Annotated in this window: 9 protein-coding genes and 1 rRNA gene; 2 read left to right on the plus strand and 8 right to left on the minus strand. The window is 42.9% G+C overall.

Features of this window, described 5'->3' with window-relative positions; genetic code table 11:
* Positions 1 to 3: 3 nt before the first annotated feature.
* From JFY49_RS15895 to tyrS, 4 genes are all read right to left on the minus strand, one after another.
* Positions 4 to 1541, minus strand: a 16S ribosomal RNA gene (locus JFY49_RS15895).
* A gap of 711 nt (positions 1542 to 2252) precedes the next feature.
* Positions 2253 to 2384 (minus strand): hypothetical protein, encoded by a 132-nt coding sequence (locus tag JFY49_RS17775; RefSeq protein ID WP_413784587.1) that lies wholly within the window; start codon positions 2382 to 2384, stop codon positions 2253 to 2255.
* Between the two features lie 135 nt (positions 2385 to 2519).
* Positions 2520 to 3815: an RNA-guided endonuclease InsQ/TnpB family protein gene (locus JFY49_RS15905; RefSeq protein WP_086197621.1), complete on the minus strand. Its 1296-nt coding sequence runs from the start codon at positions 3813 to 3815 to the stop codon at positions 2520 to 2522.
* Positions 3816 to 4530: 715 nt separating this feature from the next.
* Entirely contained in the window at positions 4531 to 5763 is a 1233-nt protein-coding gene (gene tyrS / locus JFY49_RS15910) for a tyrosine--tRNA ligase (protein WP_180043256.1), read from the minus strand.
* 63 nt (positions 5764 to 5826) lie between these two features.
* On the opposite strand from tyrS, the gene JFY49_RS15915 reads away from it, so the two are divergent.
* Complete coding sequence (locus tag JFY49_RS15915; protein WP_200223393.1) at positions 5827 to 6954, plus strand: anhydro-N-acetylmuramic acid kinase; 1128 nt, start codon at positions 5827 to 5829, stop codon at positions 6952 to 6954.
* Between the two features lie 80 nt (positions 6955 to 7034).
* Here the strand turns inward: JFY49_RS15915 and JFY49_RS15920 are convergent, their stop codons facing one another.
* The 4 genes from JFY49_RS15920 to JFY49_RS15935 all read right to left on the minus strand — a co-directional run bounded on the left by JFY49_RS15920 (position 7035) and on the right by JFY49_RS15935 (position 11166).
* On the minus strand, positions 7035 to 8324 hold the full coding sequence (locus JFY49_RS15920) for a lytic murein transglycosylase (RefSeq protein ID WP_180043254.1): 1290 nt from the start codon (positions 8322 to 8324) through the stop codon (positions 7035 to 7037).
* Between the two features lie 662 nt (positions 8325 to 8986).
* The gene (locus JFY49_RS15925; RefSeq protein WP_180043253.1) at positions 8987 to 10108 is read right to left on the minus strand and encodes a 5-(carboxyamino)imidazole ribonucleotide synthase; all 1122 of its coding nucleotides are present in this window, start codon (positions 10106 to 10108) and stop codon (positions 8987 to 8989) included.
* A gap of 27 nt (positions 10109 to 10135) precedes the next feature.
* On the minus strand, positions 10136 to 10648 hold the full coding sequence (purE, locus tag JFY49_RS15930) for a 5-(carboxyamino)imidazole ribonucleotide mutase (protein WP_092820923.1): 513 nt from the start codon (positions 10646 to 10648) through the stop codon (positions 10136 to 10138).
* 179 nt (positions 10649 to 10827) lie between these two features.
* Complete coding sequence (locus JFY49_RS15935) at positions 10828 to 11166, minus strand: DMT family protein (RefSeq protein WP_200224896.1); 339 nt, start codon at positions 11164 to 11166, stop codon at positions 10828 to 10830.
* Between the two features lie 256 nt (positions 11167 to 11422).
* On the opposite strand from JFY49_RS15935, the gene mpl reads away from it, so the two are divergent.
* Complete coding sequence (gene mpl / locus JFY49_RS15940) at positions 11423 to 12793, plus strand: UDP-N-acetylmuramate:L-alanyl-gamma-D-glutamyl-meso-diaminopimelate ligase (RefSeq protein WP_086197602.1); 1371 nt, start codon at positions 11423 to 11425, stop codon at positions 12791 to 12793.
* The last annotated feature ends 45 nt before the right edge of the window (positions 12794 to 12838 follow it).

Genomic DNA, 12838 nt, shown 5'->3' on the forward strand with positions numbered 1-12838 from the left:
CGTTAAGGAGGTGATCCAGCCGCAGGTTCCCCTACGGCTACCTTGTTACGACTTCACCCCAGTCATCGGCCACACCGTGGTAAGCGTCCTCCTTACGGTTAGACTACCTACTTCTGGTGCAACAAACTCCCATGGTGTGACGGGCGGTGTGTACAAGGCCCGGGAACGTATTCACCGCGGCATTCTGATCCGCGATTACTAGCGATTCCGACTTCATGGAGTCGAGTTGCAGACTCCAATCCGGACTACGATCGGCTTTTTGAGATTAGCATCCTATCGCTAGGTAGCAACCCTTTGTACCGACCATTGTAGCACGTGTGTAGCCCTGGTCGTAAGGGCCATGATGACTTGACGTCGTCCCCGCCTTCCTCCAGTTTGTCACTGGCAGTATCCTTAAAGTTCCCGGCTTAACCCGCTGGCAAATAAGGAAAAGGGTTGCGCTCGTTGCGGGACTTAACCCAACATCTCACGACACGAGCTGACGACAGCCATGCAGCACCTGTATGTAAGTTCCCGAAGGCACCAATCCATCTCTGGAAAGTTCTTACTATGTCAAGACCAGGTAAGGTTCTTCGCGTTGCATCGAATTAAACCACATGCTCCACCGCTTGTGCGGGCCCCCGTCAATTCATTTGAGTTTTAGTCTTGCGACCGTACTCCCCAGGCGGTCTACTTATCGCGTTAGCTGCGCCACTAAAGCCTCAAAGGCCCCAACGGCTAGTAGACATCGTTTACGGCATGGACTACCAGGGTATCTAATCCTGTTTGCTCCCCATGCTTTCGTACCTCAGCGTCAGTATTAGGCCAGATGGCTGCCTTCGCCATCGGTATTCCTCCAGATCTCTACGCATTTCACCGCTACACCTGGAATTCTACCATCCTCTCCCATACTCTAGCTTCCCAGTATCGAATGCAATTCCTAAGTTAAGCTCAGGGATTTCACATCCGACTTAAAAAGCCGCCTACGCACGCTTTACGCCCAGTAAATCCGATTAACGCTCGCACCCTCTGTATTACCGCGGCTGCTGGCACAGAGTTAGCCGGTGCTTATTCTGCGAGTAACGTCCACTATCCCTAGGTATTAACTAGAGTAGCCTCCTCCTCGCTTAAAGTGCTTTACAACCAAAAGGCCTTCTTCACACACGCGGCATGGCTGGATCAGGGTTCCCCCCATTGTCCAATATTCCCCACTGCTGCCTCCCGTAGGAGTCTGGGCCGTGTCTCAGTCCCAGTGTGGCGGATCATCCTCTCAGACCCGCTACAGATCGTCGCCTTGGTAGGCCTTTACCCCACCAACTAGCTAATCCGACTTAGGCTCATCTATTAGCGCAAGGTCCGAAGATCCCCTGCTTTCCCCCGTAGGGCGTATGCGGTATTAGCATCCCTTTCGAGATGTTGTCCCCCACTAATAGGCAGATTCCTAAGCATTACTCACCCGTCCGCCGCTAAGTATTGGTGCAAGCACCAATACTCCGCTCGACTTGCATGTGTTAAGCCTGCCGCCAGCGTTCAATCTGAGCCATGATCAAACTCTTCAGTTTAAAATCAATAGTGCTTTATTCAAAACACCAAATCTGGCTCATCAATTTTCTGACAAATATTTCTCAAATAAACTTCGAGTAATTTCTACCATCAATCAATGAAAATAATTTCGATCAATCAACCAGTAAAAATCCACACAAGTTGTTCTTCATAATTTCTTAATGATCTTTCTAATACCTCGTCAGTATTAGAAGCTGGACTTTAATAAACTTAACAACTTAACACTTTGTGCTTCGTTCGTTTCCATCTATCTCGTCGGTATGGGGTGCATTCTAGAGGATTTCAGAATCATTGCAACCCCCAATTCACTATATTTTTCACGTATGTCTCTTTTTTCTACGAAAATTGCCAAAAAATCGCTTTTTTATCTAAATTTTGAGCATTTTTCTTAAAAAAATAGCGGATTCATTGTGATTCAAATAAAAACAACCCATTTTTTTAAGACCTGATAGCGATCAAAAAACTACGGAATTCCAATAAAATCCTAAAATTCCTTTTCGCTATAAAGGATTTTTTAAAGCTTTCTCTGATTACAGACGATATTTTGCTCTTTTCCATCCGACTTATAGATATACAACACTTTATTCAAAGCAGCTTTCTACTTTTAGACAGATTTTTTGCGATTTAAAATGAATCCGTTATCTCTCCATCCCCTTTTCAACCACAAAAAATTAAGAGCTCATAAAGATTGAACAGCCTATTCAGATGAATTAAGCCACATAGGGTGAGTCATTACGCCCCAACCAGTAACACATGACTTCTTCAATCATTTCTTTCTTACCCCTATAGTCTTCAGCAGCAAATAATAATTTAGCCCGACGCGGTAAACGTTCTTTGACCAATGAAAATAAAGCATAGGCTTGCTCAAAAGATTCCTGCTTCTGTTCAGGCGTATCGTATTCAAATAGAAAACGTAAATTGACATACTCCCACCACTTTCGACTAGCTCAAGTGGGGGATTCTAAAAGCAAAGGCTCTTAGGCGACTTCCTCACGGATTTCGCTTGCTTTCTGCTTCGCAGGGCGACCTTTACTGCGTCTTCCCTCCACAGACAAAACGGTATGTCCTACCGCTAAGATGTTACGAGATGCGTTAATATCCGCATTCGCAACATATCCACACGAAACGCACTCAAATTTAGCTTGAGTGGGTCTATTTTCTTTTGCAATATGACCACATGAACTACAAGTCTGACTTGTATATTTAGGGTCAACTTTAACGAGTAAACCACCTCGCCATTGCTGTTTGTACTCCAACATACCAACAAGCATTGACCAACCTTGATCTAGGATTGATTTGTTTAAGCCTGATTTGGCTTTCACATTCTTTCCTTGATTTTCAGGTGTTCTACTTGCTGACTTCGACATATTGGCTACTTTTAAGTCCTCAACTACGATCATTGCGTGGTTTTTGCTGAGAGTTGTCGTGACTTTGTGCAAGTAGTCATGCCGAATATTGGCAATATGATGATGTAGCTTGTTAATTTTTAAATTAAGTTTTTTCCAATTTTCGCTGAATTTGGTTTTCTTCTTCAACTTTCGTTGAAGCCTAGCTAATTTTAGTTGATTGGCTTTAAAGCTATTGATCGGCTCGAATACCTGACCATCTGATGTTGTAACCAATTTTTTGATGCCAAGATCAACACCAATAGCTGATTTCGATGGGTGAAGTGGCTGTTTGATTTCACGATTAGTACAAAATGAAACATACCAAAGTCCACAAATTTTCTTAATCGTTACACTTGTGATTTTACCAATAATTTCTTGTGATTTTTTAAATCTTATCCAACCTGTTCCTTTAGGCAAAGAAACTCGACCACCAGCAACATCACAATCTGCAAATGGTAGTCTAAAGGATTGCTCACCGTCTGATTTCTTCTTGAATCGTGGCATGAGTGGTCTAAGTTGAACTTCACTACCATCAGTCAATTTAAAGAATTTCGGCTTGCGTGGTTTACGCTTGTTTTCTTTTAGACGAGCATGTTCTTTTGGGTTGTAGTATTTGTTCCATGCCTGAGCAAGATCACGAATTTTTTGTTGTAAGCAAGCTGAATATGTTTGACCAAGAAAAGAAAATTCAGGTTTCTTTTTTAGAGGTACTAAATTCTTTTCAATGGTTTCGTAACGTATATATTCATCTTTGGCGAACATTTCAAACGATTTAGCCAGAATTTGATTCCACACAAAACGAGCAGAACCTATTGCTTGGTTAAGCAATATTTCCTGTTCTTTATTAGGTAGAAGCCTAAATTTATAGTGTTGTGAAATATTCATTAAATCATTGTTTACAAAAGAATTAATATGGGTGAATTATAGCAAAATAAAGCACTGTAATAAAGGCGATATTTGATTTTTTATGGCTATCGCCACTCGCTTATATCCCCCACCTGACTGTCGGTGGGGGTCTTACGCTCGATGAAGATAAAATCGATTTCCTGATCAAAAATATCCTGAGTCTGGTAATGATACATAAATAATGCTTACCCTCTTTTTTATGACTTTTATAAATATTTTTGAGATTCCATATCTCAAGCATGCTAATGATGGGATTCAATCTCAGCATTCATACTGCAGTCTAGCCCGTATTTCAAGCAAATGAAAAACGCAACAGTCCAATAAAAAATCAGCAGGAATCGTGGAAATTCAGAAATAAAAAAGGAAGAGATCTCTCCCAAAATCTCTTCCCTGGAGTTGAATCTTTATGCGATCCATCGTGTCATTATTATAGTTATCTACAAAAATTTAAAAAAAGCCTCTTGGGGAAGAGACTTAAAAATTGTGGAGTTATTTTTATATACCCTCTAGATATGTTTCTACACAATGTCTAGATGAATAAATCTTAAACATAAAATATGACAAAATCAAGACAATTGGAAAAATTTAAGTATTGTTTTTATAAGCTTTTTTTTGAATTTATATAATTCATATATAACTAAAAAAATAAAAGCAGGCGGAAGCCTGCTTTTATTTCAACAACTTAGAATAATACTCAGTCTACAAAAGTCACTTTTGCAATTGCTTTTTTGCTGGCTTGAACGATCAAAGTCACGTTCTCTTTCACAGAAAAATTAGCATCAACCACATTCCAATCTACTTTAACAGCACCACGACCGATCGCATCTTTGGCTTGAGCCGCATTTTTAGTTAAACCCGCAGCACGTAAAATAGAGGTAATAAAGATTTCACCACCAAATTCGCCACGTGAAATGGTCACCTCAGGTGTTCCTTCTGGCAATTCACCTTCAGTAATCAGGTTACCCGCACCTTTATGTGCAGTTGCCGCAGCTTCGGCACCATGGAAACGCTCAACCAATTCAAGTGCAAGAATCTTTTTCACTTCTTGCGGATTACGACCTTCAGCCACTTCTTTTAACAACTGCTGGATTTCTTCAATCGACTTGAAGCTTAACAAATCAAAATAACGCTCGATCAGGGAATCGGGCATTGAAAGGACTTTTTGGTACATCGCACCCGGTGCATCAAACACGGCAATGTAGTTACCTAAAGATTTAGACATTTTATTCACGCCATCTAAACCCTCAAGAATCGGTACCGTAATACAAACTTGTGCTTCCTGGTCATATCGACCTTGCAAAGTACGCCCCATCAACAGGTTAAAGGTTTGGTCTGTCCCCCCCAACTCTACGTCAGCATGTAATGCGACCGAGTCATAACCTTGCACCAATGGATATAAAAATTCATGAATCGCAATCGGTTGGTGGCTGTTATAACGTTTGGTAAAGTCATCACGTTCCAGCATACGTGCTACAGTCTGCTGTGAAGCCAGCTGGATTAAATCAGCTGCAGTTTTTTGAGCAAACCATTCAGAGTTGAATACCACCTTGGTTTTAGCCGGATCAAGAATTTTAAATACTTGCTCTTGATAGGTTTTTGCATTTTCCAGCACTTTTTCACGTGACAGAGGCGGACGTGTCGCGCTTTTACCTGTTGGATCACCGATCATGGCGGTATAGTCACCAATCAGGAAATAAACTTCATGCCCCAAATCCTGGAACACTTTCAATTTATTAATCAGAACCGTATGGCCCAAGTGCAAGTCAGGTGCAGTTGGGTCAAAACCCGCTTTAATTTTAAGCGGACGATTTTCTTTTAATTTCTTCAGAAGATCTTCTTCAGAAATAATTTCATGCGTGCCTCGTTGAATGAGGGCAAGTTGTTCTTCAGCCGGCAGGAAATTTGACATCACAAAACCCAAACACATCAGTTATTCAATTTGTGCGATATACTAACACTTTTTCAGCACATTGCAGGCTTAAGAATAATCATGACAGCGATCTATATTGGGGTAATGACCGGCACGAGCATGGATGGTGTCGATATTGTTGCTGCTTCTTTTGATCCCTTACAGCTTCATGCGACCCTCACTTTGCCATTTGATCCAGATCTTCGTGACGAACTGATGGCGCTCACCCTACCAAGCGACAATGAAATTGACCGTATGGGCAAAGCTGACGTTGCTTTAGCCAGCATGATTGGTCAAGGCATTAATACGCTCATTGAAAAGAACCATTTAGATCGTAACCAAATTAAAGCCATCGGTTCGCATGGACAAACCATACGCCACCGCCCTGAACATGGCTTCACCCTGCAAATTGGTGATCCCAACATCATTACCGAAATGACGCAAATTCCAGTCATTTCAGATTTTCGTCGTCGTGATATGGCGGCTGGCGGTCAAGGTGCCCCTCTGGTTCCGGCATTTCATCAAGCCTTGTTTCAGCATGACAACATTCATCGTGTAATTCTGAATTTAGGCGGGATTGCCAATGTCAGTATGCTGCCTGCCGGCAAACCCGAAGCGGTATTTGGTTTTGACACCGGTCCTGCCAATATTCTTATGGATGCCTGGTGTCAGCGTTATACTGGTCAGCCCTATGATGAAAATGGCAACTGGGCAGCCTACGGACAACCCATTCGCAGCCTGCTGGACCACTTGCAGGCGCATGAGTTTTTCTCCAAAGAACCACCAAAAAGTACTGGCCGCGAAGACTTCAACCTGGAATGGCTGGATGAACAGATTCTCGACTGGCGTAATGACCTTGAATATGACGAATTAGAAGATACCCCTGAAAATGTTCAGGCGACCTTAATGAAACTGACCACCCGCGCCATTAAAAAAGCCATTTACCGTTCCGACATGGATACCGGTGAAGTTTATGTCTGCGGTGGCGGAGCCTATAACTCGAACCTGCTTGAACAATTGCGCTGGCGTTTACGCAAACACGAATGGACAGTACAAACTACAGCAGATTTAGGGCTGAGCCCAACCTGGGTGGAAGCAACTGCTTTTGCCTGGCTGGCTATGCGCTTTGTGAATCAGCAAAGTGGTAATCTGCCTGCAGTCACCGGTGCGGCTGGCTATCGTATTTTGGGAAGCATAACGGCCGTCTAAATATTTTTTAATGCAAAACTTCAGCATAAAAAGGTCTGCTTGATGCAGACCTTTTTATTTCTATACGTTTATAGAGCTATCTATTGCATCATTTTTTTAGCATTTTCACTGCGCAAGGCATTTAAAATTTGTTGTCCGGCTCGTCCGGTTGGGCTAAGCTCCAAACGAATCTGTTCCTGACGGATCGCTTGACGGGTTTTATCCCCAATCAGGCCATCTACAGTACCAATGTCATAACCGCGATTGATCAAGAATTGCTGAATTTCACGACGCTCTGCACGCGATGTTCCTGCATCATCAGTGGGCCAGGTTTTACTAAAGCCAGCACTCTGACCCTGTAAGCGATCAGACAAATGCGCAATCGCCAGAGCATAACTTTCCGCAGCATTATAACTATATATAGCATCAAAATTTTTAAAGACTAAAAATAACGGCCCTTTTTCACCCGCAGGTGCCATGAGACCTGCAGCAGATGACTCGCTTAAATTACCTTGAATTAACGCTGAACCATCCGCGCGAACCACGCCTTGACTGACCCAGCTGCTTAAAGCCTTTTTATTGCGACGGCTTTCACCCGCAATAGACATGCCTTCCGGAATTCTGACTTCAAAGCCCCAAGGCATGCCAGTTTGCCAGCCGCGTTTTTTCAGAAAATTGGCGGTTGAAGCCAGAGCATCTGTAGTACTGGACACCAGGTCACGGCGTCCATCGCCATCAAAATCGACAGCCAACTCATCATAAGTAGAAGGCATAAACTGGGTATGGCCAAATGCCCCTGCCCACGAGCCTTTCATTTGCTGTTCGCTTAAATCACCGCGCTGCAAAATTCGCATGGTGGTAAAAAATTCGCCACGGAAATACCCCTGGCGACGCCCTTCACAACTTAAAGTTCCCAAAGCCTGCAATAAAGGATAGCTTCCGGAAATATCGCCAAAGTTACTTTCTACACCCCAAACCGCCACCACGGTTTCAGCCGGCACCCCATAGGTGGCTGCAACACGATTTAACACCTCTCGGTGCTGGGCCAGTTTTTGTTGCCCCAACTGTACCCGCTCTTCATCAACCAGACCGGATAAATAGTCCCAAATCGGGGTCGAAAATTCAGGCTGATAATTCAATTTATCAATCACAGAATAATCAGGCGTTAAATTTTGCGTATAGCGATCATAGGTAGAGCTACTCACACCCGAAGTTATGGCTTGACTACGTAAGTTTGCCAGACATTGCTGAAAATTATTTTGCGAAGTCAAAATTTGATTGGCTGGTGGGGTTGAAGTGACTGTGACAGGTTGACCATTAATAATCAGCTCAGCATTGGCTTGAGTCATGGCAAGGAAAACTGAACCTAAAACGAAAGCTAAGCGCTGCATAGTATCCTTTACGATCTTTGAATTTAAATTATGCTTTTACCATACCACCATCAGCACATCGTTTCTGAATCAAATCGTAAATTTAAATTCATTTTCTTCATTTTAAATTCATATTTACTTTTGAATTTAAAAATTTTATCCACAGATTTTATTTTTAGTTTTTTTAAATTCAAAACATAAGGAAATATGAATTTAAATTCATTATTTTAAATTTAAAGCAAAGTTTTAAATTCAAACGGCTTGTGGGTAAGCTAATTCTGACCGTTTTTATAATCTTAGAAAGCTCATACTTTAAATTTAAAATCCTAGTTTTTAAATTTAAAAGTTTAAATTCATTTCCTGCTCAAATACTTTGAATTCATATTTTTTTAAATTCAAATGCACGAGCTTAAATTTAAATTCATATTTTGAATTTATTTTTATCTTTTGAATTTAAAAATTTCTGCATTGTTTTACGACAATAAAACTAAAATACAGAACCATTCTATTTGTTTGTTTTTTATGCAGTATATTTATAAAGCATTGTATAAATTACACACAATTATTTTTATTTTGTTCCGATAAATGGCGCATTCTCGAAAAGAGGCGCAATCATGCCCGAAGTGCAGGCATAAAAAAAGCGATCATTGGCATGACCGCTTTTTTATCATTCAAACTTGGGTTTAAATGCTCATATCTTCGCTAAGTGCTAGTGGATTCGGCAAAATTTTCGCCAATGCACGGCATAAAGTAGTCAGTTCAGCACTGTCATTTGGCATCAAGGTGATATGGCCAATTTTACGACCTTCACGCTCAGTCTTGTTATAAAGGTGCAAATGAGCGCCATTTAAAGCCAAGACATCTTCAGATTTAGGATGTTGACCAATAATATTGATCATCACCGTTGGACGAACCACTTCAGTTGAACCTAAAGGTAAGCCCGCCACCGCACGAATGTGGTTTTCAAACTGCGAGCAAACAGCACCTTCAATTGACCAGTGCCCCGAGTTATGCACGCGTGGTGCCATCTCATTGGCATACAAGCCCTTGTCAGTGACAAATAGCTCTAGCGTCAACACACCGACATAATTCAAATGATTCAGCAGACGAGTGATGTAGTCTTGTGCCACAGGCTGTAAATCGGCGCTGTTAGGTGCAGGCACAATTGAGTGCGACAAAATACCATTATGATGGTGGTTTTCTGCCAATGGCCAGGTTTTCACCTCACCATTTTGGCCACGTACCGCAATAATTGAAACTTCACGTGAGAAAGTCACAAAACTTTCTGCAATCAGTGAACCAGCCGGACCAAGCTCAGCCCATGCCTGATCAACCTGATCTACAGAACGCAGCACAAACTGACCTTTACCGTCGTAGCCACCTGTTGTCGTTTTCAAGACGATTGGCAAACCCAGTTCAGCAACAGCCACTTGTAAGGTTTCTAGCGAATCGACTGCCTTATAAGGCGCAACTGGAATCTCGAGTTGATCGAATAAAGCTTTTTCCAGCAAACGGTTTTGCGCAATAGCCAAAGCCTGACGCGGCGGGTGTAATTGTTTTTGCTGGGTTAAAATATCCACATCTGCAAGCGGGGTATTTTCAAACTCCAGACTAAATACATCCGCACTTTGAATAAATTCATTTAAACCATTTTCAGCTTGGCTTGAGATGACCTGACCCAGCGCTGCAGAAGGGCAATCTGTATTGGCTTCAAAGAAGGTGCATTGAATATTCAACGGTAGAGCAGCTTGCGCCATCATACGGCCGAGTTGACCACCACCAAAAATACCGATGGTTTTATCCATAACATGTGTCCCGTTTTAAGCTTGGCTTTAGTTTTGGCCTGGAATATTTTTGCTTGCCACTTTTTCAGTTTGCGCAGCGCGGAATTCAGCAACATTTTTTGCAATTTCAGGACGTGTTAAACCTAAAATTTGCGCTGCCATAATGGCTGCATTGGTTGCACCAGCAGGACCAATTGCCAATGTACCCACTGCGATACCAGCAGGCATTTGCACGATTGAAAGCAATGAGTCTACGCCATTAAGAATAGAAGATTTCACTGGTACACCCAGAACCGGTAAGTCGGTTTTTGCTGCACACATGCCTGGAAGATGCGCTGCACCGCCAGCACCGGCAATAATCACCTGAATACCACGTTCACGTGCTGTTTCAGCATATTCAAATAAACGGTCTGGGGTACGGTGTGCAGAAACAACTTCCGCTTCAAATGGGACGCCAAGCTGTTTCAGCATATTGGCAGTGTGTTCCAGAGTTGCCCAGTCAGATTGGGAACCCATGATAATTCCAACGAGAGGTTGAGTGTCTGCAGCAGCCGCATTCATTGCAAATGTTCCATAAACTAATGTAAGGAAGGATAAATCTCGACAAGAGCCAAGTTTTAAATGAATCACAAGCTCGCTATTATAGACTGATTTTTCATCTCACCAAAATTTAACAGCACAAGCAGGCGGATATTTTCAATTTTTTTATAGAAATAGCTAAAAATAGGGCAGTGGCCAATTTATTGGCTACGAAATACAAAATAAATACAGCCCACCAAACAGAGCCCTGCCCACAAATAATCCAGTTTAAACGGCTGTTTAAACAGAAAAATCATAAAAGGTACAAAGACCAGCAAGGTCACCACTTCCTGGGTTATTTTCATTTGTCTCACAGCCCAGCCCTGTTGTGCAAGCAGGCGAGTGGCGGGAATCATAAAACTGTACTCCAGCAGGGCGATCAGCCAGCCGAATAAAATCGCCTGCCAGATGGGTGCACCATGTAAAAATTTAAGATGACCATACCAGGCCAAAGTCATAAAGCAGTTGGAAATAATTAAAAGCAGCAGGGCAAAGTACATAGTCAATTGATCTGGAAGAACTGCAAATATTTTACGTTTTTCCAGTAAAAAAGCATGTGATTTCCGGACGGATTTTAGCGCGGAGAAATCCCGATCCAACAGCCCCCTAAACTACCGGATGCAATGCCGGGAATAGATACAAGAAAGACTATCTTTTCCGCAAAACCCTTGATATCGTTGCTTTCAAATTGAATCAATAATGACAACACCACCAATAACAACGTGATGTGTCTAAAAAGCAGTGGAGTTAAAACGCATGCATCTGCATATTTTGGGTATTTGTGGCACCTTTATGGGTTCGCTCGCACTATTGGCACGTGATTTAGGACATAAAGTGACGGGTTCGGATGCAAATGTCTATCCACCCATGTCAACCCAACTAGAAAATGCAGGCATTGGCTTAATGCAGGGTTATGACCGCAGTCATTTGCAGCCACATCCCGATCTGGTGATTGTCGGGAATGCCATGAAGCGCGGCATTGATGCGGTGGAATACATGCTCAATGAAGGTCTGCCTTATATTTCAGGTCCACAGTTCTTGGCCGATCATGTTTTACAAGGCAGACATGTGCTGGGCGTTGCAGGAACCCATGGTAAAACCACCACAACCACTATGCTGGCTTGGGTACTGGATCAGGCCGGTTTAAATCCGGGCTTTTTGATTGGCGGCGTACCTTTGGGTTTTAGTGAAAGTGCACGTTTAGGCGGCGGCAAATACTTCTGTGTGGAAGCAGATGAATATGATTCTGCCTTCTTCGACAAGCGTTCCAAGTTCGTGCATTACCATCCTAAAACCGCGATTTTGAATAACCTTGAATTTGACCATGCCGATATCTTTGATGATCTGGCTGCGATTCAAAAACAGTTCCATCATTTAGTACGGACCATTCCAAGTGAAGGCCGCATTATTGCGCCAATTACCGAAACCAATATTGATGAAGTTTTGCAGATGGGCTGCTGGACACCTGTGGTTCGCACTTCATTGGATGCCAATGACAAAGCGTTACTTTCTGCCGAACAGTTATTAAATGATGGTTCACATTTTAAAGTACTGGAAAATGGTATCGTTAAAGGTATCGTGAAATGGAACATGACCGGACAGCACAGTGTGGCCAATGCCTTGGCGACCATTGCAGCGGCGGAACATGTGGGCGTTTCGATCGAAACTGCATGTGAAGCACTTTCCAACTTTGGCGGCGTCAAGCGCCGTATGGAATTGCTGGATACGGTAAAAGGCATTGAGGTGTATGATGATTTTGCCCATCACCCAACCGCCATTGAAACCACGCTTGACGGCGCACGCAAACGCCTGGGTGAACGTAAACTGTGGGCCATTATTGAACCGCGCTCCAATACCATGCGTATGGGTAGCCACAAAGATGGTTTGGCGCATTCCGCACGTCTGGCGGATGAAGTAATCTGGTATCAACCGGAAGGGCTGGACTGGGATCTACAGCCGGTAATTGATGCCGCACCAAACAAAGCCGTGGTGGCACGTAGCTTAGATGACATCATTCAAACGGTTGTCTCTGAGGCAGGTGAGGGCGATGCTGTGGTGATTATGTCGAATGGTGGTTTTGGCGGATTACACCAGAAATTGATTAGTGCCTTACAGCAAAATGCTTAAACTTCTTTTCAGCCTGAACTTGATCAGGACCGTAGCCAATCGTTC

The organism is Acinetobacter sp. CS-2, assembly GCF_016599715.1.
Classification (GTDB): Bacteria; Pseudomonadota; Gammaproteobacteria; order Pseudomonadales; family Moraxellaceae; genus Acinetobacter.

What these genes read in the sequence shown, in the direction of transcription:
- JFY49_RS15905 (WP_086197621.1), bottom strand. Translation starts at nt 3,815, where the DNA reads ATGAATATTTCACAACACTATAAATTTAGGCTTCTACCTAATAAAGAA.
- tyrS (WP_180043256.1), bottom strand. Translation starts at nt 5,763, where the DNA reads ATGTGTTTGGGTTTTGTGATGTCAAATTTCCTGCCGGCTGAAGAACAA.
- JFY49_RS15915 (WP_200223393.1), top strand. Translation starts at nt 5,827, where the DNA reads ATGACAGCGATCTATATTGGGGTAATGACCGGCACGAGCATGGATGGT.
- JFY49_RS15920 (WP_180043254.1), bottom strand. Translation starts at nt 8,324, where the DNA reads ATGCAGCGCTTAGCTTTCGTTTTAGGTTCAGTTTTCCTTGCCATGACT.
- JFY49_RS15925 (WP_180043253.1), bottom strand. Translation starts at nt 10,108, where the DNA reads ATGGATAAAACCATCGGTATTTTTGGTGGTGGTCAACTCGGCCGTATG.
- purE (WP_092820923.1), bottom strand. Translation starts at nt 10,648, where the DNA reads ATGAATGCGGCTGCTGCAGACACTCAACCTCTCGTTGGAATTATCATG.
- JFY49_RS15935 (WP_200224896.1), bottom strand. Translation starts at nt 11,166, where the DNA reads ATGTACTTTGCCCTGCTGCTTTTAATTATTTCCAACTGCTTTATGACT.
- mpl (WP_086197602.1), top strand. Translation starts at nt 11,423, where the DNA reads ATGCATCTGCATATTTTGGGTATTTGTGGCACCTTTATGGGTTCGCTC.